General features: G+C 68.3%; 20 protein-coding genes. 6 read left to right on the top strand and 14 right to left on the bottom strand.

All coding sequences use genetic code 11. The features are described 5' to 3' along the window. Window positions 1-14: 14 nt before the first annotated feature. Both dprA and ACFSCU_RS13255 read left to right on the top strand, forming a co-directional pair. Complete coding sequence (gene dprA, locus ACFSCU_RS13260) at window positions 15-1,217, top strand: DNA-processing protein DprA (RefSeq protein WP_377560936.1); 1,203 nt, start codon at window positions 15-17, stop codon at window positions 1,215-1,217. A 77-nt stretch (window positions 1,218-1,294) separates the two neighbouring features. Beyond that, on the top strand, window positions 1,295-1,795 hold the full coding sequence (locus ACFSCU_RS13255; RefSeq protein WP_180551744.1) for a Smg family protein: 501 nt from the start codon (window positions 1,295-1,297) through the stop codon (window positions 1,793-1,795). Between the two features lie 19 nt (window positions 1,796-1,814). Here ACFSCU_RS13255 and ACFSCU_RS13250 read toward each other — a convergent pair whose 3' ends face one another. The 5 genes from ACFSCU_RS13250 to ACFSCU_RS13230 form a co-directional block, all read right to left on the bottom strand. Beyond that, window positions 1,815-4,259, bottom strand: coding sequence for a DUF1631 family protein (locus ACFSCU_RS13250; RefSeq protein ID WP_377560935.1), 2,445 nt, complete (start codon window positions 4,257-4,259; stop codon window positions 1,815-1,817). A gap of 70 nt (window positions 4,260-4,329) precedes the next feature. Beyond that, window positions 4,330-5,280, bottom strand: coding sequence for a protein translocase subunit SecF (gene secF, locus ACFSCU_RS13245; protein ID WP_377560934.1), 951 nt, complete (start codon window positions 5,278-5,280; stop codon window positions 4,330-4,332). A 105-nt stretch (window positions 5,281-5,385) separates the two neighbouring features. After that, window positions 5,386-7,275, bottom strand: a complete 1,890-nt coding sequence (secD, locus tag ACFSCU_RS13240) for a protein translocase subunit SecD (RefSeq protein ID WP_180550246.1) — start codon at window positions 7,273-7,275, stop codon at window positions 5,386-5,388. Window positions 7,276-7,359: 84 nt separating this feature from the next. Then, complete coding sequence (gene yajC / locus ACFSCU_RS13235) at window positions 7,360-7,692, bottom strand: preprotein translocase subunit YajC (RefSeq protein WP_180550247.1); 333 nt, start codon at window positions 7,690-7,692, stop codon at window positions 7,360-7,362. A 277-nt stretch (window positions 7,693-7,969) separates the two neighbouring features. Further along, window positions 7,970-11,572: an indolepyruvate ferredoxin oxidoreductase family protein gene (locus ACFSCU_RS13230; RefSeq protein WP_377560933.1), complete on the bottom strand. Its 3,603-nt coding sequence runs from the start codon at window positions 11,570-11,572 to the stop codon at window positions 7,970-7,972. A 175-nt stretch (window positions 11,573-11,747) separates the two neighbouring features. Between ACFSCU_RS13230 and ACFSCU_RS13225 the strand changes: the two genes are divergently transcribed. Both ACFSCU_RS13225 and ACFSCU_RS13220 read left to right on the top strand, forming a co-directional pair. Next, complete coding sequence (locus ACFSCU_RS13225) at window positions 11,748-12,239, top strand: Lrp/AsnC family transcriptional regulator (RefSeq protein ID WP_377560932.1); 492 nt, start codon at window positions 11,748-11,750, stop codon at window positions 12,237-12,239. 95 nt (window positions 12,240-12,334) lie between these two features. Then, complete coding sequence (locus tag ACFSCU_RS13220) at window positions 12,335-14,497, top strand: PhoX family protein (RefSeq protein ID WP_180550249.1); 2,163 nt, start codon at window positions 12,335-12,337, stop codon at window positions 14,495-14,497. 443 nt (window positions 14,498-14,940) lie between these two features. Here the strand turns inward: ACFSCU_RS13220 and ACFSCU_RS13215 are convergent, their stop codons facing one another. Further along, window positions 14,941-15,381: a hypothetical protein gene (locus tag ACFSCU_RS13215; RefSeq protein ID WP_180550250.1), complete on the bottom strand. Its 441-nt coding sequence runs from the start codon at window positions 15,379-15,381 to the stop codon at window positions 14,941-14,943. A gap of 293 nt (window positions 15,382-15,674) precedes the next feature. Next, window positions 15,675-16,907 carry a murein transglycosylase A gene (gene mltA, locus ACFSCU_RS13210; protein ID WP_377560931.1) on the bottom strand — a complete coding sequence of 411 codons (1,233 nt, stop codon included), beginning with the start codon at window positions 16,905-16,907 and terminating at the stop codon, window positions 15,675-15,677. Between mltA and ACFSCU_RS13205 the strand changes: the two genes are divergently transcribed. Continuing rightward, complete coding sequence (locus ACFSCU_RS13205) at window positions 16,840-17,001, top strand: hypothetical protein (protein WP_180550251.1); 162 nt, start codon at window positions 16,840-16,842, stop codon at window positions 16,999-17,001. The genes mltA and ACFSCU_RS13205 overlap by 68 nt on opposite strands. A gap of 152 nt (window positions 17,002-17,153) precedes the next feature. Here the strand turns inward: ACFSCU_RS13205 and ACFSCU_RS13200 are convergent, their stop codons facing one another. Then, window positions 17,154-17,780, bottom strand: coding sequence for a response regulator transcription factor (locus tag ACFSCU_RS13200; protein WP_257645702.1), 627 nt, complete (start codon window positions 17,778-17,780; stop codon window positions 17,154-17,156). 131 nt (window positions 17,781-17,911) lie between these two features. Between ACFSCU_RS13200 and ACFSCU_RS13195 the strand changes: the two genes are divergently transcribed. Further along, window positions 17,912-19,120: an alpha/beta hydrolase family protein gene (locus ACFSCU_RS13195; RefSeq protein ID WP_377560930.1), complete on the top strand. Its 1,209-nt coding sequence runs from the start codon at window positions 17,912-17,914 to the stop codon at window positions 19,118-19,120. An 88-nt stretch (window positions 19,121-19,208) separates the two neighbouring features. Here ACFSCU_RS13195 and ACFSCU_RS13190 read toward each other — a convergent pair whose 3' ends face one another. The 6 genes from ACFSCU_RS13190 to aptA all read right to left on the bottom strand — a co-directional run bounded on the left by ACFSCU_RS13190 (window position 19,209) and on the right by aptA (window position 23,413). Then, on the bottom strand, window positions 19,209-19,496 hold the full coding sequence (locus tag ACFSCU_RS13190) for a hypothetical protein (RefSeq protein ID WP_180550253.1): 288 nt from the start codon (window positions 19,494-19,496) through the stop codon (window positions 19,209-19,211). Window positions 19,497-19,647: 151 nt separating this feature from the next. After that, the gene (locus ACFSCU_RS13185) at window positions 19,648-21,165 is read right to left on the bottom strand and encodes a CoA-acylating methylmalonate-semialdehyde dehydrogenase (protein ID WP_180550254.1); all 1,518 of its coding nucleotides are present in this window, start codon (window positions 21,163-21,165) and stop codon (window positions 19,648-19,650) included. Between the two features lie 8 nt (window positions 21,166-21,173). Then, window positions 21,174-21,395 (bottom strand): hypothetical protein, encoded by a 222-nt coding sequence (locus tag ACFSCU_RS13180; protein WP_377560929.1) that lies wholly within the window; start codon window positions 21,393-21,395, stop codon window positions 21,174-21,176. Between the two features lie 33 nt (window positions 21,396-21,428). Then, window positions 21,429-21,719, bottom strand: coding sequence for an addiction module antidote protein (locus ACFSCU_RS13175; protein WP_180550255.1), 291 nt, complete (start codon window positions 21,717-21,719; stop codon window positions 21,429-21,431). A 2-nt stretch (window positions 21,720-21,721) separates the two neighbouring features. Beyond that, on the bottom strand, window positions 21,722-22,021 hold the full coding sequence (locus ACFSCU_RS13170; RefSeq protein ID WP_180550256.1) for a type II toxin-antitoxin system RelE/ParE family toxin: 300 nt from the start codon (window positions 22,019-22,021) through the stop codon (window positions 21,722-21,724). Between the two features lie 27 nt (window positions 22,022-22,048). Further along, window positions 22,049-23,413, bottom strand: a complete 1,365-nt coding sequence (gene aptA / locus ACFSCU_RS13165) for an omega-aminotransferase AptA (protein ID WP_377560928.1) — start codon at window positions 23,411-23,413, stop codon at window positions 22,049-22,051. Window positions 23,414-23,609 lie beyond the last annotated feature (196 nt).

The raw sequence follows: 23,609 nt of genomic DNA, 5'->3' as shown, positions 1-23,609 counted from the left end.
TGGCAGCGCAGCGCATGGACCGCGCCGAACTCGAAGCCTGGCTGCGCCTGACTTTGAGCCCGGGCGTCGGCAACGACGCCGCGCGGCGCCTGCTGGCGGCCTTCGGCCTGCCGCAGGCCATCTTCGAGCAACCCGCCACCGCCCTGCGCCAGTTGCTCACACCGGCGCAGGCCAGCGCGCTGCAGCAGGTGCCCGAGGCGCTGGCCGCGCAACTGCAGGCCACACTGGACTGGCTGGGCGCCGCCGAGGACGGCATCGGGCGCCGCGTCGTCACGCTGGGCGATGCGGCCTACCCCGCCAGCCTGCTGGCCACCGAAGACCCGCCGTGCGTGCTGTACGTGCTGGGGGACCTGGGTGAAAAAAATGATGGATTGAATCAGCCTTCAGCGCCCAACCCACGGGCGCAAGCAGCTATTGATAGTGAAGCAACCAACTGGCCCCGGCGTGTTATCGCCATGGTCGGCAGCCGCAACCCCACGCCACAGGGCGCGCAGAACGCGCGGCAGTTCGCGCGCGCCTTCGCGGGCGGGGGCATCACCGTGGTGTCGGGGCTGGCCCTGGGCGTGGATGGCGCGGCCCACGAAGGCGCGCTGGAGGGCGCGCCCGCGGGCGGCATCGCCACCATCGCCGTCATCGGCACCGGCATCGACCGCGTCTATCCGCGCCAGCACCGCGAGCTGGCGCACCGCATCGCCCGCCAGGGCCTGATCGTCAGCGAATACCCGCTGGGCACGCCGCCGCTGGCCGGCAACTTCCCCAAGCGCAACCGGCTGATCGCCGGGCTGTCGCAGGGCACGCTGGTGGTCGAGGCAGCGCTGCAATCCGGCTCGCTCATCACCGCGCGGCTGGCCGTGGAGCAGGGCAAGGAGGTGTTCGCCATTCCCGGCTCCATCCACAGCCCGCAGTCACGCGGCTGCCACGCCCTGATCCGCCAGGGCGCCAAGCTGGTGGAGACCGCGCAGGACGTGCTGGAGGAACTGCGCTGGCCCGGTGCCGTCGCGCTCGCCGCGCCGCCGTCGGCCGCGCCCGCGGCGCCCGCCCCCGACCCCGACGGCCTGCTGGCCGCCCTGGGCGCCGACCCGGTGAGCCTGGACGCCCTGCAGGCCCGCACCGGCCTCGACACGCCCACCCTGCAGGCGCGCCTGCTGGAGCTGGAACTCGACGGCCTGGTGGGGCGCCTGCCCGGCGGCCTGTTCCAGCGCCTGGGGCAGGCCTGAGCGAGGCCCCAGCGCCGGGCGCGCAACCACTTCCGATGGCAGCGCGCGGCGCCGCAGCCATGCGCTATATTGGCCGCATGTATGAAGTGCTCGTGTACGTGTACGAGAACTACGGCGGCGGTGGCCTGGACACCGACCGCGAGCAGTTGGGCCGCCGCCTGAGCAGCGCCGGCTTCGGGCGCGATGACATCGTGCAGGCGCTGCACTGGCTCGACGGGCTCGACTGCGCGGCCGACAGCATCTGCTTGCCGCCGCAGGACGAATCAGCCTCTGCCGTGCCCGCCCTGCCCAGCTGGCCCGCCTCGGCCGGCAGCCTGCGCGTGTACACGCCGCAGGAAATGGACCAACTGGGCCCGCACGGCATCGCCTGCCTGCGCTTTCTGGAAGACGCTGGCGCGCTGTCGGCCGAACTGCGCGAGGTGGTGATCGACCGCGCGCTCGCGGCGTCCGAATCACCCCTGGGCCTGGACGACCTGAAGATCATCGTCATGATGGTCTACTGGCGCGTGAACATGACGCCCGACATGCTGGTGATCGACGAGTTGTGCGACGACACGCGGCACCGGCTGCCGCATTGAGCAAGCGCGCCCCGGCCGGTCAGTGCAGCAGGCGATCCGGCTCGACGTTGAGCTTGGTGAGGGCCTCGCGCGTGGCACGGATGGTCAGGGCCTCGTCCTCCACCGGCACCAGCAGGCCCGCCTGCAGGTAGGACGCCAGGCGGCGCGTCTGCACCAGGTAGTGGCGGTTGGCCCCGGCCGAGAACAGGTGCAGCTGCCCACGCCGGCTGCGCCACACGTACTGCACCTGCACCACGTCGCCCAGGTAATCGAGCGCGAACCACACGCCCAGCTCCAGTTCGTGCGCCCAATGCAGCATGCCCTCGCTGGGCTGCGAGCCGCCGGTGGCGATCACCTCCAGCGCGTCGCCCTCGACGCCGAACAGCAGCTCGATCATGCCGGGATCGAGCAGCACATCGCCCTCGGGGTCGTCGGTGACCACATCCTCCAGCCCGGCCAGGCTGTGCGACAGCTCGGCCAGCTTGGAGGGCGACATGCCCTCGCCGCGCGACACGAAGGCCTGCATCACCGCGTCGTTGACCAGCTTGATGTGCCCGTCCTGCTCGTCCGCGTCCATGGCCAGGGTGCCCATGCCGTCGCGCAGCGTGTGCAGCAGGCTGGCAAGCTGCTGCACCACCCGGCTGCGCTCGGTGCGGTCCATTTTCGGGCTGACGGACCACAGCAGATCGGCCGCGGCCTGCTTGTAGCGCAGCGTTTCTTCGGCCTGCGGGCCGCGCCGCACGGCGGCCATGGCCAGCACCTCGGACCAGATGCGGAACAGGAACTCGCGCACGTCGTCCGGCACCGGTACCGACGCCAGCATGCGCCGCAGCTCGATGGTGTACTGGATCGCCAGGGCTTCCTTCTGCTCGACCTGCTGCGCCAGCGTGGCCGCCTGCTGAGCGCTGCCGCCCTCGGTGAGCGAGCGGCCGAGGAACTTCTTGAATTCGTCCAGCACCAGCTGATAGACGCGCCGGCCGGTTTCAGGGTACTGCTCGACCACCTGCACGATGCGCTTGATCTCGCGCTCCAGCCGGCTGCCGGTGATGGTGGTGGCATCGAAACCGAGCGCGCACGCGCCCATGCGGTCGATGAGCTGCCGCGCCGGATGCTGCACCGAGGCAAAGAAGTCCGGCTCGGCCAGTGCCAACCGCAGCACCGGAATCTGCAGGCGGGCGAACCACACGCGGATGGCCGCCGGAATCCGCTCTTCGGCCAGGATGGCCTGGAACATCAGCGCCACGATCTCGATGATCGCCTTCTCGCTGGGTTTATCGGCTTTTTCCTTCAGCTCGGCCGCACGCTGGCGCAGGCGGGTGGCCACCACCTCGACGTTGGCCATGGGCAGCGTCCGGGTGACGGCGCCGCCGCGCGAATCCATCAGCTCGGTGACGGCGAACGGCGTGGCCGGCTCAGCCAGCGCCTGGGCCAGTTGTGGCGACGGCGGGCCCGCCGGCACGCCCGACTCGAAATCCGCCACGCGATCCGTCAGCAGGCGCCGCAGCTGCCCCAGCACGCCCTGCGCGCGCTGGCGCACCCGCGTCATGGGCGTGGCGGCGGTCAGCATGCGGGTTTCCTGCTCGGCCCGGGCCAGTGCCGAGGGCCGCACATCGGGCACGCCCGAATAACCCGTGCCCCCCATTGGCGCCGTCATCGGCGCGGTCATTGGCGCGTCGAGGCGCGTGGCGGGCGCAGCGCGGGTGCCACCGCCCTGCCAGCCTGTGCCGGGGCCACGTGCCGATGGTTGCGGTGATCCGCCCCAGGCCGATGGCCGCTGCCCGGCTCCGCCGGAGGCCCCCGCGCCCGCGCCACTGCCCCCCGCCTCGCCGTCGGCACGCCGCACCAGAGACTTGAGGTCGATCTCGGCCATCACGCCCTGCTGCACCAGCCACTCGTTGGCCTGGCGGAAGGCTTCGGGCAGTCGGCGCGCCAGCCCCGCCTGCACCGCCGGATGCACCAGCGCCCACATGGGCCGGGTCAGCCCACAGTCGGTCCAGGCCTTGACCATGATCTGCGCCAGCGTTTCGGGCTTGAGCACGTCGTCGGCCGGCAGGTCCGAGCGGCGCTCCAGAAACTGCATCCGCAGGCGCAGGTTGTTGAATTCGGCGCCCGCCGCTTCCGCCACGGCCGCAGCCAGGCGCGAGGCCGCGATCTTGCGTTCCACCAGTTCATCGTCGACCAGGCTCAATCCGGCCATGTCGGTATTGCCGGTCTTGCTGCCCATGCGGATGAGCGCCTCGCGCCACTCCCTGCGCACCGTTGCCACCCAGTGCTGCCGTTCGGCCCGGAAGAGCGCGGCCGCCTCCATCGCCAGCTGAATCTCGGCCACCGAGCGGCCAGCCCCACCGCCCTGCGCCAGCTGGCTCAGGTGATTCTGCATCAGCCCCATCAGTTCGATGATCGACGCATCCAGCGTGTTCACGAACTGCTCGCGCACCTGGCGGGCAATTCGGTACTGGAGGACAGCCTGGGAGGATGTGGCCATGGCGCGGAGCGTAACGGAATGCGCCGGCAGTATCGCATGGCGAACTGCCGGCGCTCGGGTCGCGCGTGACTTACACCACGGCGCCCGAATTCGGATCGTTCGCGTCGCCTTCCTTGCGGCTGCTCTTGATCAGATCTTCGCGCTTGATGCCCAGCCACATGGCGATGGCGCAGGCCACGAACACCGAGGAGTAGATCCCGAAAAGGATGCCGATGGTCAGCGCGACCGAGAAGTAGTGCAGCGTCTCGCCGCCGAACAGCAGCATCGACAGCACCATGATCTGCGTCGAGCCGTGGGTGATGATGGTGCGGCTGATGTTGGCGGTGATGGAGTTGTTGATGATCTCCACCGTGCTCATCTTGCGGTAGCGGCGGAAGTTCTCGCGGATGCGGTCGAAGATGACCACCGACTCGTTCACCGAATAGCCCAGCACCGCCAGGATGGCCGCCAGCACCGAGAGCGAGAACTCCCACTGGAACAGGGCGAAGAAGCCCAGGATGATGATCACATCGTGCAGGTTGGCGATGATGCCGGCCACCGCGTACTTCCACTCGAAGCGCATCGACAGGTAGATCATGATGCCGATGACCACGAAGGCCAGCGCCTTCAGGCCGTCGGCTGCCAGCTCCCGGCCCACCTGGGGCCCGACGAACTCGGTGCGCCGCAACTCGACGTCGGGCGAGGCCGCCTTCAGCGCCTGCAGCACCTGTTCGCTCTGCTGCGCCGAAGTCTTGCCCTGCTGCACCGGCAGGCGGATCAGCACGTCGCGCGAGGTACCGAAGTTCTGCACCTGGGCTTCGCCGAAGCCGAGCGAACCGACGGTGTTGCGCACCTTGGCCAGGTCGGCGGTTTGGCTGTAGCTGACCTCCATCACCGTGCCGCCCGTGAACTCGACCGACAGGTGCAGGCCGCGCGTGATCAGGAAGAACACCGCCAGCACGAAGGTGGCGATCGATATGACGTTGAAGATCAACGCATACCGCATGAACGGGATGTCCCGTCCGATCTTGAAAAACTCCATCTGACTTTCCTAGGCTTCTGTTGGAGTTTTCAGTGCAGGCCCACATGTGCGCGAAGCGCATGTGATGCCGGAACCAAGAATTCCATGGTCTTGCTTTCCCAGCGCTCAGCCGGCCGCGCCGCTGCCGTCGGCCAGTTTCTTGTCGTGTTCGGGCCGCCACACGGTGCCGATCGACACCGTCTTCAGCTTCTTCTGGCGGCCATACCACCAGTTGACCAGCCCGCGCGAGAAGAACACCGCCGAGAACATCGAGGTCAGGATGCCGATGCAGTGCACCACGGCGAAGCCGCGCACCGGGCCGGAGCCGAAGGCCAGCAGCGCCAAGCCCGCGATCAGCGAGGTGACGTTGGAGTCCAGGATCGTCGCCCAGGCGCGGTCGTAGCCCGAGTGGATGGCCGCCTGCGGCGAGGCGCCGCCGCGCAGTTCCTCGCGGATGCGTTCGTTGATCAGCACGTTGGCGTCGATGGCCATGCCCAGCGTCAGCGCCACGGCGGCGATGCCTGGCAGCGTCAGCGTGGCCTGCAGCATCGACAGGATGGCCACCAGCAGCAACAGGTTGAAGGTCAGCGCGATCGACGAGAAGACGCCGAACAGGTGGTAGTAGACGATCATGAACACCACGATCGCCGCGAAGCCCCACATCACGCTGTGGAAGCCCTTGGAGATGTTGTCGGCGCCCAGGCTGGGGCCGATGGTGCGCTCCTCGATGATCTCCATCGGCGCCGCCAGCGAGCCGGCGCGCAGCAGCAGCGCCAGGTCGTTGGCCTCCACCGTGGTCATCGAGCCGGAGATCTGGAAGCGCGTGCCCAGCTCGGCCTGGATCACCGGCGCCGTCAACGCCTCGCCCTTGCCCTTCTCGAACAGGATGATGGCCATGCGCTTGCGCAGGTTCTCGCGGCTGACGTCGCGCATGATGCGGCCGCCCTTGGCGTCCACCGTCAGGTCGACCTTGGGCTGCTGCGTCTGCGAGTCGAAGCCGGGCTGCGCATCGGTCAGGCTGTCGCCCGTCAGGATGACCTGGCGCTTGACGATGACCGACGATCCGTCGCGCAGCAGGAACTTCTCCGAACCGAAGGGCACGGGGCCGTTGCTGAGTTCGGCGGCACGGCCTTCGGTGCTTTCGTCCACCAGGCGCATTTCCAGCGTGGCCGTGCGGCCCAGGATGTCCTTGGCCTTGGCCGTGTCCTGCACGCCGGGCAGCTGCACCACCACGCGGTCGGCGCCCTGCTGCTGGATCACCGGCTCGGCCACGCCCAGTTCGTTGACGCGGTTGTGCAGCGTGGTGATGTTCTGCTTGACCGCGTCGTTCTGCACCGCCTGCAGCGCCTGCGGCTTGAAGGTGGCGACCAGGCGCGGCTCGCCGCCGGAGCTTTCGGCCAGTTGCAGGTCGGGCTGGCTGTCGGTGATGGCGCGGCGCGCGGCCTCCAGCGTGGCGGCGTCGCGGGCGCGGATCTCGATGGAGTTGCCCTCGCGGCTGACGCCGCCATGGCGCACGTCCTTCTCGCGCAGGGTCAGGCGGATGTCGCTGGCCAGCGTGTCCAGCCGCTTGGTGATGGCCGCGCGCATGTCGACCTGCAGCATGAAGTGCACGCCGCCGCGCAGGTCGAGGCCCAGGTACATGGGCTTGGCGTTCAGCGCCGCCAGCCAGGCGGGCGAGCGCGGCACCAGGTTCAGCGCCACGATGTGCGAGGGGTCGGCGGGGTCGGGGTTCAGGGCGCGCTCGATGGCGTCCTTGGCCTTGAGCTGGTTGTCGGTGGTGTCGAAACGCGCCCACACCGAGTTGCCCTCCAGCGTCAGCCGGGTGGGCGCCAGGCTGGCGGTCTTCAGCGCCGCCTCGACCCGCGACAGGGTGCCGTCATCGACGCGCACCGTCACCTTGCCGGCCGACACCTGCACCGCCGGCGCCTCGCCGAAGAAGTTGGGCAGCGTGTAGATCACCCCCACCAGCAGCGTGATGAGGATGATGATGTATTTCCAGAAGGGGTATCGGTTCATGAAGAGGGGTCGGTAGCGGGCCGGCGAGAGCGGCCCTGGGCTGGCTGCCGCGCGCTGGCGGGCCGCGGCGGTGCGATTCGCCGCTTACTTGATGGTTCCCTTGGGCAGCACCTGCACCACGGCGCTGCGCTGCATCTGCACCTCGACGCCGTTGGCGATCTGCAGGCCGATGTGGCTGTCGGTGAGCGTGCTCACCTTGCCCAGCAGGCCGCCGGCGGTGACCACTTCGTCGCCCTTGGCCAGGGCGTCGATCATGGCGCGGTGCTCCTTCTGCTTCTTCATCTGCGGGCGGATCATGATGAAGTACAGCACCACGAACATCAGCACCAGGGGCAGCATGCTCATGAGCGAGGAGCCCATGTCGCCGCCGGATGCGGCGGCCGGGGCGGTCTGGGCGAAGGCGTTTGAGATGAACACAGGCAGACTCCGATGGCGGAAAAGGGGATGAAAGGACAGAGGGCACGGGCCGCGCGGCGGCGCTGCAGGCGCGCGGTGGCGGCCCGACTGGCAACCCGCCATTTTAAGCGGCACCCGTGTGCGCCACGGCCCGTCAGGCGATGGCGAAGGGTATTCTCTATTTTGATAGCTGCTTGCGCTTGATGTACAAGGATTTCAGCATCATTTAATGCTGAAATCCTTTACTGGCGGGCACAAGCAGCTACTATTTTTTGGGCTTGCTGCCCCGGCGCCCGCTTCAGGCCACCTGCCGCGCCCCTTGCGGATCGCGGTACTGCGCCATCAGCTCGGCCCAGCGCGTGCGGGCGGCCTTCAGGTTGCGCTCCTTCACGTGGCCGTAGCCCTTGATCTGCTCGGGAATGCGGGCAATCTCCACCGCCGTGGCGTGGTTCTCGCTGTTCAGGCCCTGCAGCACCTCCTCGATGCTGGCGCGGTACTGCTGGATCAGCGCGCGCTCGGTCTGGCGCTCTTCGGTCTTGCCGAAGATGTCCAGCGCGCCGCCGCGCAGGCCTTTCAGTTTGGCCAGCAATTTGAAGTTGCGCAGCATCGACGGGCCGTACTTCTTCTTCAGCAGCTCGCCCTTGTCGTTGCGGTCGGCCGTCATGGGCGGGGCCAGGTGGTAATTGACTTTGTAATCGCCCTCGAACATGTCGGCAATGCGCTGCTGGAACGCCGGGTCGCTGTGCAGGCGCGCCACTTCGTACTCGTCCTTGTACGCCATCAGCTTGAACAGGTAGCGCGCCACGGCCTCGGAAAGCAGGGTCTTGCCGCCCAGCTTGCTTTCGGCCTGCTGCACCTGCGCCACGAAGTCGCGGTACTGGTCGGCGTAGGCCGCGTCCTGGTAGCCGGTGAGGAACTCCACCCGTCGCGCGATGATGGATTCGAGTGTTTCGCGCTTCTTGAACTCGATCACCTGCGCGCCGCCGGCGCCCGTCAGCAGCTTCTGCACGCGCGCGAAGTCGTGCGCCGCCTGGCGGCCCCACTCGAAGGCGGCCTTGTTGTTCTCGACCTGCACGTTGTTCAGCTCCATGGCGCGCAGCAGCGATTCGCGGCGCAGCGGCACCCAGCCCTTCTGCCAGGCGTAGCCCAGGATCATCGGGTTGACGTAGAGGGTGTCGCCCAGCAGCTGGCTGGCCACGGCATCGGCGTCGAAGCGCGACAGGCCGGTGGGGCCCACGGCGCGGGCGATGTCGGCGGCACAGCGCTCCGACGGGTTCTGCCACGCGCCATCCTTCACGAACGCCGCCGTCGGCGTGCCGTGCGAGTTCAGCGCCACGTGCGTGCGGCCCTCGCGCATGCGCAGCATGGTCTCCTTGTTGGCGGCCACGATCGGGTCGCACCCCAGGATCAAGTCGGCCGCCGCCATGCCCACGCGCGTGGTGCGGATGTCGTCCTGCGACTCGCCGATCAGCACGTGGCTCCAGGTGGCGCCGCCCTTCTGCGCCAGGCCGGCCGCGTCCTGCGTGACGATGCCCTTGCCCTCCATGTGCGCCGCCATGCCCAGCAACTGGCCGATGGTGATGACCCCGGTGCCGCCCACGCCCGCCACCACGATGCCCCAGGCGCCGCCCGGTGCGGGCTGCTGCTGCACCGGCTCGGGCAGCGCGCCCAGCTCGGCGGGCGACACGCTGGCCTTGGCCTTGGCTTTCTTCTTCAGCTGGCCGCCCTCGACGGTGATGAAGCTGGGGCAGAAGCCCTTCAGGCAGCTGGTGTCCTTGTTGCAGGTGCTCTGGTTGATGGTGCGCTTGCGGCCGAACTCGGTCTCCAGCGGCTCCAAGCTCAGGCAGTTGCTCTGCACGCTGCAGTCGCCGCAGCCTTCGCACACGGCCTCGTTGATGATCACGCGCACCGCCGGGTCGACCATGGTGCCGCGCTTGCGGCGGCGGCGCTTCTCGGTGGCGCAGGTCTGGTCGTAGATGATGACCGTGGTGCCCGGGATCTCGCGGAACTCGCGCTGCACGGCATCCAGCTTGTCGCGGTGCTGGATCTCGATGCCCAAGGGCAGTCCGTGCTGCGTGGCGTTGGCGTATTTCTCGGGCTCGTCGGTGACGATGGTGATCTTGGCGGCGCCTTCGGCGCGCATGTTCTGCGCGATCTGGATCACCGACAGCCCCTCGGGCCGCTCGCCGATCTGCTGGCCGCCGGTCATGGCCACGGCGTCGTTGTAGAGGATCTTGTAGGTGATGTTGACGCCCGCCGTCACCGCCTGGCGCACCGCCAGCGAGCCGCTGTGGTAGTAGGTGCCGTCGCCCAGGTTGGCGAACACGTGCTGCTCCTTGCTGAACGGCTGCTGGCCCACCCACGGCACGCCCTCGCCGCCCATCTGCGTGAAGCCCACCGTGGCGCGGTCCATCCAGATGCTCATGAAATGGCAGCCGATGCCGGCCATGGCGCGCGAGCCCTCGGGCACGCGGGTGCTGGTGTTGTGCGGGCAGCCGGAGCAGAACCAGGGCATGCGGTCGGCGCCGCTGCCGCCGATCTCCAGCGCCTGCATGCCGCGCTCGGCGGCGTCCAGCACGGCCAGCTGGCGGTCGATGCGCGCCGTCATGTCGGCGTCCAGGCCCAGCTTCTTCAGGCGCTCGGCGATGGCGCGGGCGATGAGGGCCGGCGTCAGGTCGGCGGTGGCGCGCAGCAGCGTGTTGGCCGTGGGGTTGCCGCGCGACCATTCGCCGCCCGACAGGCTGCCGTCCGGGCCTTCGTGGTACTTGCCCAGCACGTTGGGGCGCACGTCGGCGCGCCAGTTGTACAGCTCTTCCTTGATCTGGTATTCGATCACCTGGCGCTTCTCTTCCACCACCAGGATTTCCTTCAGCCCGGTGGCGAAGTCGCGCGTGATCTGCGCCTCCAGCGGCCACACCACGTTCACCTTGTGCAGGCGGATGCCCAGCTGGCGGCAGGTGGCGTCGTCCAGGCCCAGGTCGATCAGGGCCTGGCGCGTGTCGTTGTAGGCCTTGCCGCTGGCGATGATGCCGAAGCGGTCGTGCGGCGTGGCGATGACGTTGTAGTTCAGCCGGTTGGCGCGCACGTAGGCCAGCGCGGCGTACCACTTCCAGTTGAACAGGCGCTCTTCCTGCGGCAGCGCGGCATCGGGCCAGCGGATGTGCACGCCGCCGGGCGGCATCTCGAAATCGGTCGGCAGCGCGATCTGCACGCGCTCAGGGTCGATCATCGCCGTGGCGCTGGATTCGACGATCTCCTGGATCGTCTTCATGCTCGTCCACACGCCGGCATAGCGGCTCATGGCGAAGGCGTGCACGCCCAGGTCCAGGATTTCCTGCACCGTGGAAGGGAAGAACACCGGCAGGCCGCAGGCCTTGAAGATGTGGTCGCTCTGGTGCGCGGCCGTCGAACTCTTGGCCACGTGGTCGTCGCCGGCCACGGCAATCACGCCGCCCCAGGGCGTGGTGCCCGCCATGTTGGCGTGCTTGAACACGTCGGAGCAGCGGTCCACGCCCGGCCCCTTGCCGTACCAGATACCGAACACACCGTCGAACTTGTTGGTGCCCGCGGGCGCAAAGCCCAGTTGCTGCGTGCCCCAAATGGCGGTGGCCGCCAGCTCCTCGTTCACGCCGGGCTGGAACACGATGTGCTGCGACTCGAGGTGCTTGCGCGCGCCCCACAGCGCCTGGTCGTAGCCGCCCAGCGGCGAGCCACGGTAGCCGCTGATGAAGCCGGCCGTGTTCTTGCCCACCAGCGCATCGCGCTGGCGCTGCAGCATGGGCAGCTTGACCAGCGCCTGGATGCCGCTCATGAAGGCGCGGCCGTAATCCAGGCTGTACTTGTCGTCCAGGGTCACCGTTTCCAGTGCCTTGCGGATGTGATCGGGCAGGGGGGCGTTCATGTGCTTGTCTCCTTGGTGGGCCGCCGCTTCGTGGGCAGCGGGGTGTGGCGCGCCGTGTGGGCAGGCCTGTCCGTCATTTGAAAGCAAAGTGTATGCCGCCTGTGACGATAAGTGTTTTCTTTGCGCTCCCTTTTCAAGCACAGAAAAGAAAGATTCTTTCTAGAATTGGCCCACTATGGAAACGTTGGATGCCTACGACCTCGCCATCCTGCAACATCTGCAAGAAGACGGCCGCCTGACCAACACCGAGCTGGCGCAGCGCGTGGGCCTGTCGGCCGCGCCGTGCTGGCGCCGCGTGCGTGCGCTGGAGCAGGCCGGCTTCATCCGCGGCTATCGCGCCGAGATCGACCGCCACAAGATCGGCCTGGGCGTGCTGGCCTTCGTGCGACTGGATGCGGCGCAGATCGGCGCCGCATCCATGCGCGGGCTGGAGCAGGCGATCCGCGAGCGGCCCGAAATCATCAGCTGCCACTACATCAGCGGCACCGGCACCTTCGAGCTGCAGGTGGTGGCGGCCGACCTGGAGCAGTTCAGCCGCTTCGCGCGCGAGGTGCTGCTGCACCTGCCGAACGTGAAGGACATGCACACCAGCTTCTCGCTGGGCGAGGTGAAGGCCGGGGGCGCGCTGCCCCTGGCGCAGCTGAAGCCGCCGCGGCGCGCCTGCTGACCGCCGTCACGGCAGTGTCACGACATTGCCACATTGGGACTGCACGATCCGGCCTTCCGCAAGGTTCGCCTCTCTCCACGAAAGTCCCACCTGTCATGAACACGACCCCTTCCGTTTCCGAGTACGACGACAACGAGATCGTCAACCATTCGTCCAACCCCCACATGGACACCATCCTGGCCGCGCGCCTGAGCCGCCGCGGCGCGCTCAAGGGCGGCATTGGCGCCACCACGGCCGCGCTGCTGGGTGGCGTGGGCCTGTCGGCCTGCGGCGGCAGCGACGACGACACCCCGGCACCGGCGCCCGCGCCAACGCCCAAGTCGCTGAACTTCGCCGCTGTGGCCAAGACCAACGCCGACACCGTGAGCGTGCCGGCCGGCTACCAGGTCAGCATCCTGCACGCGCTGGGCGACCCGATGATGTTCGGCGACACCAGCTGGAGCGACGCCGGCACCGAGACCGCCGAGTCGTATGACCGCCGCATCGGCGACGGCCACGACGGCATGTACTACTTCGGCCTGAGCGACGACGGCAAGTTCGACGCCAACCGCTCCGACCGCGGCCTGCTGTGCGTGAACCACGAATACGTGGTGGCCCCCTACGGCCTGCACCCCGCTGGCTCCACCAAGGTGGGCGACCAGCGCCCCGCCGACGAGGTGGAAAAGGAAATCCGCGCCCACGGCGTCAGCGTGGTCGAGGTCAAGCGCAAGTCCGGCAGCAACGACATGGAGATGGTGCGCGGCTCCAAGTACAACCGCCGCGTGACCAGCGCCACCGAGATGGACTTCGGCGGCCCGGCCGCCGGCAACGCCAAGCTGGTCAACAAGCTCTCGCCCGACGGCAAGCTGGCCTTCGGCATGAACAACAACTGCGCCAACGGCTACACGCCCTGGGGCACCTACCTGACCTGCGAGGAGAACTACCTCAACGTCATCGGCCGCGCCGCCGGCGACGACGAGCAGCGCAGCGCCAGCGAGATCGTGGCGCTCAAGCGCTACGGCCTGCCGGCCGGCCGCAAGAACCCCTACGGCTGGGACACGCCCGATGGCGAGCAGTACCAGCGCTGGAACAGCAAGGTCAGCGGCGCCAGCGCGGCCGAAGACCACCGCAACAGCTTCAACACCTTCGGCTGGGTGGTCGAGATCGACCCCTTCCGCCCCGAGAGCAAGCCCGTCAAGCGCAGCGCGCTGGGCCGCTTCAACCACGAAGGCGCCTGGCCAGCCCCGGCCAAGGCGGGCGAGCCCATCGTCATCTACTCCGGCGACGACGCGCGCAACGAGTACGTGTTCAAGTTCGTGTCCGACGCCAAGTGGGACCCGAAGGACATCAACGGCGGCACCGCCATGGGCGCCAAGTACCTGGACAAGGGCAAGCTGTACGCCGCCAAGTTCAACGACGACGGCACCGGCCAGTGGCTGGAGCTGACGCACGGCAAGAACGGCATCGACGACAAGAACACGCTGTACCCGTTCGCCGACCAGGGCGACGTGGTGATGCACTGCCGCCTGGCCGCCGACTTCATGGGCGCCACCAAGATGGACCGCCCCGAGTGGGGTGGCGTGAACCCGTTGAACAACGAGGTTTACATGACCATGACCAACAACTCGCAGCGCGACGGCGAGAAGATGCCGCTGAACGCCGCCAACCCGCGCAAGGGCAACACCAACGGCCACATCATCCGCTGGAAGGAAAAAGGCGGCCAGGCCGGCACCAGCTTCGAGTGGGACGTGTACCTGTTCGGCGCGCGCGAGGACGGCAAGCAGAGCGAGAACCTGTCGGGCCTGACGGCGGTGAACGACTTCTCCAGCCCCGACGGCCTGTACTTCGACCAGCGCAACGGCCAGACCGACGGCCTGCTGTGGATCCAGACCGACGACGGCGCCTACACCGACGTGACCAACTGCATGATGCTGGCGGCCCTGCCCGGCCACGTGGGCGACGGCGGCAAGATCAAGACGCGGGAAGGTCAGGAGACCATCATGGGCGCCAAGCCCACCGATGCCAACGTGCGCCGCTTCCTGGTCGGCCCGTTCGACTGCGAGATCACCGGCGTGGTGGTCACGCCCGACGGCAAGACGCTGTTCTTCAACGTGCAGCACCCGGGCGAGGACAAGGGCGACTTCACGACCAACACCTTCACCAGCCACTGGCCCGGCAACCAGGCGCCCGCCAGCGATGCGCTGCACCACGGCCACAAGCGCCCGCGCTCGGCCACCGTGGTGGTGACGCGCACCGACGGCGGCACCATCGGCATCTGACGATGGCGCACGGCGCTGCGTGATGTGCACAGCGCCCATGCGCACCCAAGGTCCGCCGCGTGCGGGCCTTTTCCTTGGCCGCGCCAGCGTCGTCCGGAGCTATAAAAACAGAAGCTGCATACGCTGATGCAGCAAGCGCTTCAGGCCTTTTCGCTTGATCCACCTGCACTGTAGGAGCGGCGGAAGCCGCGAACGGCTGGATGCACGATGGGACGCATTCGCGGCTTCCGCCGCTCCTACCGCACGCGCTGCCTGGTGCGGTGCGTTGTCACCGGCCTGCACGCCAAAAGCAGGTCATGAGGGCATAGACTCGCCAAGCACCATGGGAGTATCTGCCTCCATCGCTTGGCAGACAGGCTCTAGCGGATAGATATGCAGGGAGTATCTGCCGAGAGGGGCATCCCTGGCAGAGCACTCCCCCATTCACCCAGACAACGCGCCGCTCAACCCGGCCCGTTGTCGCCATCGCCCACGCGGATGTTGGTCTGCACCGGCGCGTTGGGGTCGAACGGCGGCGCGGGGCGCGGGCCGGGGCGGGCGTGGGCGCGCACCGGGGTGGCGTCGTCGGGCGTGGCCGCGCGCTCGCAGTACACCGGCTCGGGGATGTTGGTGTAGTCCAACCGCGCCAGCCGGCCCTGCACGCCCAGGCCGAACTGCGCGCGCACCGCGGGGTCGGCGTAGCGCAGCGCGCCGTCGCCCTCGCCATCGTGGTGGTCCGCCACGCGCTCCAGTACGGCATGGCCGCGCAGGCCTTCGAGCAAGGCCATGTCCTGGTACAGGCGCGCCTCGAAGCGCAGGTCGTTGGGGCACAGGTAGCTCAGGCGCGGGGCGTCCTGCAGCGCGGCGCAGGCGGACAGCAGAGCTGGCAGCGACAGGGCGAGCAAGCAGTTTTTTGCTATCGAATAAGAAGCTGATGGCGCTTGCTGGACGGGCGCCAACAGCCATTTCGGCTTGAATTGGAGCAGTGCGCCCACGCGCGGCGCCGGAGACCGACGAACGGGCGCGGCCCTCACCCCCGCCCTCTCCCAGAGGGAGAGGGGGCAAGACCGCGGCGCGCCGCAGCGGCGCGATCCGGTGGCCGGGGCGCCCATGGCCGGGGTTCCCCTGGCCATCGGGCGCGCCCCCGGCGCGGGGGGTGGCGAAACAATGCGAAGCATGTGGAGCCTGGGGGAGAGCCTCATCTAGGCCACAGCACCCACAGGCGCAGCGGCTGCTTCATGCGGCCGGCGAACTCACCCGCCTCGGCCCCCCAGCCGGCAAAGTAGTCGGCCCGCACCGCGCCGACGATGGCGCTGCCGGTGTCCTGCGCCAGCACCAGCCGCTGCAGGTTGGCCACCGGCCCCTGCGAGGCCAGCCACACCGGCGTGCCGTACGGGATGCTCTGCGGGTCGACGGCGATCGAGCGGCCCGGCGTCAGCGCCACGCCCTGCGCGCCGCGCGGGCCGAACTGCGCGTCCAGCGGGCTCAAGGCCTCTTCGCGGAAGAACACCATGCGCGGGTTGCTCCACAGAAAGCCCTGCAGCACCTGCGGGTTGGCCGCCAGCGTGTTGCGGATGCCGGGCCAGGTGACATCGCCGCGCAGCAGGCCCTGGTCGATCAGCCACTTGCCGGGGCTGCGGTAGGGCTGCTCGTTGGTGGCGGCAAAGGCCAGGCGCACCAGGCGCTGGCTGCCGTCGGCCTCGGTCACGCGCACGCGGCCCGAGCCCTGGATCTGGAGAATCAGCGCCTCCACCGGGTCGGCCAGCCAGGCGATCTCGCTGCCGGCCAGCTGGGCGCGCGCCTCGGGCAGGGTTTCCATCTCCTGCCGCGTGTACCAGGGCTTGCGCTGCGCCAGCGTGGCGGGCGGGCGGTACAGCGGCGCGCCGAAGCCGGGGCGCGCGCTGCGCGAGGCCTCGTAGAACGGCTCGAAATAGCTGGTCAGCAGCCCCTCGGCGCCGGGCGCGGCCATGCCGCCCAGCGGCTCTACGCGGTAGGGCTGCAGGCGCGTCTTCATCCAGTTGCGCTGGTCCTCGGTGCTGGCCAGCGACAGGCGCCGCACCTCGCTGCACAGGCGGCCGAAGGTGGGGCCGGGGCGCTCGCAGCTCTTGATCCAGGCGTTCCAGGCGTCTGTGGTGTTGTCCTGATCGAAGCCGGGCAGATCGGACCAGCGCACCGGCACCCAGCGGCTGCGCGCGCGCTCGATGGCCGGGCCGATGGGCGCGCTGTCGGCCACCGGGCCGGGCGGCGGCAGGGCTGGCTCGGTGCTGGGCGGTGGGGCGGGGGGCTTGGGCGGCGGCTTGACCGCGCAACTGGCCAGCATTCCTACAATGACCGCTGCCCCAAGAAACCGTAATGCTTGCTTCATGCTCGTGATTCTGCTGGAAGCGCTGGCGGCGCTTGTCATCCTGCTGCTGATCGTCTGGTGGACCATGTTCGCCGGCCGCAAGAAGGGCGAGCTGCCCGGCCAGCACGACACACCCTCCGCGGACGACCGCGACACGCCGCCACGCGACGCTCATGATTGAGTGGTTTCAGGCCTGCGGCGCAGCATGGATCGGCGCCGCAAGCTATTAATTATGCAGCGCCGGCGGGGCCGCCGGGCGCTGCCGCAGCCACCCCTCGAAGGCCGCCGAGAGTTTCAAGCCAAATCAGCCCCCAGCGCCCGCCCCGCCTGCGCTTAAAGCTCCAGTTTTTGTAGCTTCTGCGCCAGTTCCACGGCCGATTTCACTTCCATCTTCTCGAACACGCGCGCGCGGTGCACCTCCACCGTGCGCACGCTGATGCCCAGTTCATCGGCGATCAGCTTGTTCGGCCGCCCCTCGGCCACCAGCCGCAGCACGTCGCGCTCGCGCTCGGTCAGCTCGTCCAGCCGGGCCTGCAGGGCGCGCTGCAGGATCAGTTGCGCCAGCCGCTCTTCGGACAGCGCCAGCGCGCGCTCCACGCGGTCGACCAGGGCGTTGTCGGAGAACGGCTTCTCGCAGAAATCGAAGGCGCCGCGCTTCACCGACTCCACCGCCGTGGCCACGCTGGCGTGCCCGGTGAGGAAGATCACCGGCCAGGCCTGCGCCACGCCGCGCTCCAGCAACCGGTCGAACAGCGCCAGCCCGCTGGCGCCGGGCATGCGCACATCCAGCAGGATGCAGGCGGGCGTGGTGGGCACGGCATCGCCCAGCGCCTGCTCGAAGGCCTCGGCGCTGTCGAACGCCTCGGACAGCAGGCGGCGCGAGCGCAGCAGCCACGCCAACGCCTCGCGCACGCTGGCGTCGTCGTCGACGATGTAGACCATGGCGTCGGTTGCGGCCATGCAGGGATTCTAGAAGTACCCTCGCCACGGCAGCACCCCGCAGCACTTGGCCGCCGCCCATGCCCGCCATGCCCGAAAATCGGGTTGTCGCGGCCGAAGGGCCGCCTTCCATTGCTTCACTTCGCCCAGCCATGTTCACTTCCAAGCCGCGCCGCGCCTTCTCGCTCATCCCGTTGCTGCTGGCCGCCGCCCTGTCCGCCTGTGGCGGCGGCGGCGACGCACCGGCCGCCACGCCGGCCGATCTGCCGCCCGATCCGCCCGTGGTGCAGCAAGGCCCCGGCGCGCTGCTATCGGGCGCATTCGTCAAGACCCTCAGCGCCGCCGACATCACGCAGGCCCTGCGCTCGCCCGACAGCAAGGTGGAAGAAGGCGTCGTGCCGCGCTACGACGTGTCCTCGTACCGCATCACCTACACCACCACCGACAAGCACGGCGTCGAGGTCATGGCCTCGGGCCTGGTCAGCGTGCCGCTCAAGCCCGCGGGCCAGCCCAGCCCGGTGCTGGGCTACCAGCACGCCACCACCTTCCACGACGCCGAGGCGCCGGCCAACAAGGTCGAGGCGTTCGAGCCGCCGCTGGTGCTGGCCTCGCTGGGCTACATCGTGGTGTCGCCGGATTACGTGGGCTTCGGCGCCTCGAAAGGCGTCGAGCACCCGTACCTGACGGCCGAGCCCACGGCGCGCGCCGTCATCGACATGCAGGTGGCCGCCCTGCACTGGCGGCGCCAGCACGGCGTGGCCGACAACCGCCAGCTGTTCCTGGCCGGTTATTCGGAAGGCGGCTACGCCACCATGGCCGCGCACCGCGCGCTGCATCAGTCGGGCCACGCGCTGAAGGCGCACCTGCAGGCTGCCGTGCCGGGCGCCGGGCCGTATGACGTGCTGGAAACGCTGGACGAACAGCTTGACCGCGTGCGCAAGCTGGTGCCGGTGCTGGGCGCGGCCATCAACCCCGGTTTTCTGCGCCACCTGGGCAGCACGGTGCGCGACGAGGTGCGGCGCCTGCTGCTGCGCCAGATGGTGCCGGAAGACGGCGACGTGAGCTACCAGACGCTGTTCCTGGACCGCTACCTCGCCGACGACCGCGACGCCATCACCGCCGAGCACAGCGTGCACCTGGGCTGGGCGCCCGCCGTGCCGGTGTACCTGTTCCACGGCCGGGGCGACCTGACGGTGCCGTACTCGGCCGCCGAATCGGCGCGCGATGCACTGCGCGAAGCCGGCGCGACGGAGGTCAGCCTGACCGACTGCACCACGCCCAAGTTCGGCCATCTGGACTGCGTGCCGGAGTACTTCCGCTTCGCCGTCGACCGCATGGGGCGGCTGGCGCGCGATCTGTGAGGGCGGCTGGCGCGCGCCCTGGATTTCAAGCCAAATCGGGCTCCAGCGCTTTATCTGTCTGCGCCAGTAGCTATTAATAACAGAGCAATCAGATACCCGTCTGCACCCCGGCCACCCAGCGCAGTCCGTTGCCGCGGTTCAGGTAATAGTCGCCCTGCGGGCTGATCACCACCGAGCGGTCGGTGGCCGGGTCGGAAAAGTAGCGCCAGCCATGGGCGCGGTCGCGGGCCGTGGCGGGGTTGGACACGGGCACCATGCCGTGGTCATAGCCGCTGATGACGTGGACGGGCTCGGCATCACGATCGCCGACCATGAACGGCGTGCAGGCGGTGGCGCCCAGCAAGGCGATGGCGGCCAGAAGCGTGGTCGATTTCATGAGGGATCTCCTGTGTGTGGCCACAGTCGCTTTTCGACTGTGTGCCTGCAGTGTGCGCCAGAACCATGAAGCCCCGCTGAACGCACCCTGCGCCGCCGGCCAGAAAAAGTGCCGTCGGTGGACGGCACTGTGCCACGAAAGGCGCTGCCGCTCAGCGGCTGCTGGGGAAGCTGAACACTGCCCCCTCGCGCACGCCGGCCGAAGGCCAGCGCTGCGTGATGGTCTTGCGCTTGGTGTAGAAGCGCACCGCGTCCGGCCCGTAGGCGTGCAGGTCGCCGAACAGGCTGCGCTTCCAGCCGCCGAAGCTGTGGTACGCCACCGGCACCGGCAGCGGCACGTTCACGCCCACCATGCCGACCTGGATGTGGTCGGTGAAGTAGCGCGCCGCCTCGCCGTCGCGCGTGAAGATGCAGGTGCCGTTGCCGTATTCGTGGTCGTTGATGAGCTGCATCGCCTCTTCAAGCGTCTTCACGCGCACCATGCCCAGCACCGGGCCAAAGATCTCTTCCTGGTAAATCACCATGCCCGGCTTGACGTGGTCGAACAGGCAAGGGCCGAGGAAGTAGCCGTCCTCGTGGCCGGGCACCTTCAGCCCGCGCCCATCGACCAACAGCGTCGCGCCTTCCTTCACGCCCTGGTCGACGTAGCCAGTCACCTTCTCGAAATGCGGCTTGGTCACCAGCGGCCCCATGTCGTTGGCGTTGTCGGTGCCGGGGCCGACCTTCATCTTCGCGATCTCGGTCTTCAGCCCGGCGATCATCTTCTCCGCCACCTCGTCGCCCACGGCCACGATCAGCGGCACCGCCATGCAGCGCTCGCCGCACGAGCCGTAGGCCGCGCCCATCATGGCGTTCACCGCGTTGGCGATGTCGGCGTCGGGCATCACCACGGCGTGGTTCTTGGCGCCGCCCAGCGCCTGCACGCGCTTGCCATGCTTGGTGCCCTCGCTGTAGATGTATTCGGCAATCGGCGTCGAGCCGACGAAGCTGACGGCCTTCACGGCGGGAGAGTGCAGCAGCGTATCGACGGCTTCCTTGTCGCCGTTCACCACGTTCAGCACGCCCGGCGGCAGGCCGGCCTCCAGCGCGAGCTGCGCGATGAACAGCGCGCTGCTCGGATCGCGCTCCGAAGGCTTCAGCACGAAGGTGTTGCCGCAGGCCACCGCCATCGGCCACATCCACAGCGGCACCATGGCCGGAAAGTTGAACGGCGTGATGCCGGCCGTGACGCCCAGCGCCTGATGCTCGGCCCACGAGTCGATGCCGGGGCCGACGTTGCGCGAATGCTCGCCCTTGAGCAACTCGGGCGCGTAGCTCGCGTATTCGACGTTCTCGATGCCGCGCTGCAACTCACCATGCGCATCGTTCAGCACCTTGCCGTGCTCGGCGGTGATCATGGCGGCGATCTTGTCGGCATTCTGCTCCAGCAGCACCTTGAGTTTGCTCATCACCCGCGCGCGCTTGAGCGGCGGTGTGTTGCGCCATTCCGGAAACGCCTTCTCGGCCGAGGCAATGGCCTGCTCGACGGTGGCCTTGCTCGCCAGCGCCACATGGCCGCTGACTTGGCCCGTGGCGGGGTTGAACACGGCTTGAGTGCGCGCCGTGTCGTTGACGATCTGGCCGTCGATGAGGTGGCCGATGGTTTGGGTGACGGGTTTGTCGTGGTTCATAAACAGTCTCAAGAAAAAACAATGCAGGAAAGCTCAACGCAAAACCACTGCTGATCTGGCTCACTGCCTAACCATAAATAGCCGTGGGAATCCAGCGAATGGACGTAGACCTTAGTGCCGAGCAATCTTTGCAAAGCGGCGACATCGCCATCCGGCAAGTCCTTCAGCAGCCAATCTGGAAGCGATTTCAGGCGCACGCGAGAGCCTGGCGCGAGTGAATGAGCAGCCATAGCGGGTATGCTCTCAAAGCGTCGCACTAGAACTCATGACTGAACAGGCGTCGCCGAAAGCCTGACGCCAAGCGCGTTCAACAGCTTGAGCACCGTGTCATAGCGCGGCTTGGCTCCCGGCGTCAGCGCCTTGTAAAGGCTTTCCCGCCCCAACCCCGCATCCTTGGCCAATTGCGCCATGCCGCGCGCGCGCGCCACGTCGCGCACCGCCGTCAGAAACACATCGGGGTTCGGGTCTTCCAATGCGGCGGTCAGGTATTCGGCGATGGTGTGCTCATCGTCCAGATAGTCTGCAGCGTCGAAGGGTGCGATGTGCGTCGCCATGTTCACTCCTTGTCCAGTTCGCGCGCCATCTCGATGGCCCGCTTGATGTCGCGCTTCTGGGTCGACTTGTCGCCGCCCAGCAGAAGCAGGTAGATCACCTGGCCCCGGCGCGTGTAGTAAACGCGGTAACCGGGGCCGACATGCACGCGCATCTCGAAAACGCCATCGCCTACTGGCTCGCAATCGCCAAAATTGCCGTGCTCGGCGGAGCGGATGCGGTGGGTAATGCGGGCCCGTCCTATCTTGTCCTTCAGCGCGGAGAGCCAAACGTCAAAGACCTCCGTCCGAAGAAAGGTGTTCATGCGCGCATCGTATCCGATTGGATACTTTTACGCCACTGCGTCCAACGCCTCCGCCAGCGCGCCCACGAGCCGATCGATCTCCGCCGGCGTGCTGATGAAGGGCGGCGCGAGCTGGATGGTGTCGCCGCCGTAGCGCACGTAGAAGCCCTGCTTCCAGCAGTGCATGGCGATCTCGTAGGGGCGTTTGGCAGGCTCGCCGGGCAATGCCTCGATGGTGAAGCCGGCGGCCAGGCCGTAGTTGCGGATGTCAAGCACGTGCTTGGCGCCCTTGAGGCTGTGCACGGCGGCTTCGAAGTGCGGCGCCAGAGCCTTGACGCGACCCACGCCGTCCTCGCGCTCCAGCAGGTCGAGCGCGGCGATGCCGGCGGCGCAGGCCACCGGATGCGCGCTGTAGGTGTAGCCGTGCGCGAACTCCAGCATGTAGTCCGGCCCGCCGGCGGCCATGAAGGTGTCGTAGATCTCCGTCTTGGCGATCACGCCGCCCAGCGGCTGCACGCCGTTGGTGACCTGCTTGGCGAAGGTCATGATGTCGGGCACCACGCCGAAGGCGTCGGCGCCGGTCATGGTGCCGCAGCGGCCGAAGCCGGTGATGACTTCGTCGAAGATCAGCAGGATGTCGTGCTGGGTGCAGATTTCGCGCAGGCGCTGCAGGTAGCCCACGGGCGGAATCACCACGCCGGCCGAGCCACTGAAGGGCTCGACGATGACGGCGGCGATGTTGCTGGCGTCGTGCAGCGCGATCAGATCCAGCAGGCGGTCGGCCAGCGCCTTGCCGCCCTCGGCCGGCTGGCCCTTGGCGAAGGTGCCGGCGGGCGGCTGGGTGTGGGGCAGGTGATCGGCCTCGATGCCCTGGCCGTAGACCTTGCGGTTGGCGACCATGCCGCCGACCGAGATGCCGCCGAAGTTGACGCCGTGGTAGCCCTTCTCGCGGCCGACCAGGCGCGTCTTGCCGCCCTGGCCCTTCAGGCGCCAGTAGGCGCGCGCCATCTTGAGCGCCGTGTCGGCGGCCTCGGAGCCGCTGGCGGTGAAGAACACGTGATCGAGCCCCGCGGGCGTCAGGCTTTTCAGCTTGTTGGCCAGCTCGAACGACAGTGGGTGGCCGAACTGGAACGCGGGCGAATAGTCGAGCTGCGCGGCCTGCTTGCCCACGGCCTCGGCGATCTCGCGCCGGCCATGGCCGAGGCCCGTGCACCACAGGCCCGAGAGGCCGTCGAACACCTGGCGGCCATCGGCGTCGGTGAAGTAGGCGCCCTGCGCGGCCACGATCATGCGCGGGTCGCGCTTGAACTGGCGGTTGGCGGTGAAGGGCATCCAGTGCGCGTCGAGCCAAGCGGCGTCTTGGCGGGTGGACGGGTGGGCGGCGGTCTGGGGGGTGGCGGTGGTCACGCTCATGGCTTGTCTCCTTCCGGTCGGTGCAAGGCGGCCGAGGGCCGGCAAGAGGGCATTGTCGGCCGCGCCGTTAATATGTTAAATAGGCCAACATTCAAGTTTGGTTGCCGATTTATGCAAGCAATGACGATCCGAACTCCCTCCCCCGCTGGGGGAGGGCTGGGGTGGGGGCCAGCCACGCCGTCCATCGGCCGTCGGC

The sequence above is a fragment of the Ottowia beijingensis genome (assembly GCF_042680925.1).
In the GTDB taxonomy this organism is placed as follows: Bacteria; Pseudomonadota; Gammaproteobacteria; order Burkholderiales; family Burkholderiaceae_C; genus Ottowia; species Ottowia beijingensis.
The sequence above is the reverse complement of the archived record's forward strand: the minus strand, read 5'-3'. Positions and strand labels throughout refer to the sequence as shown.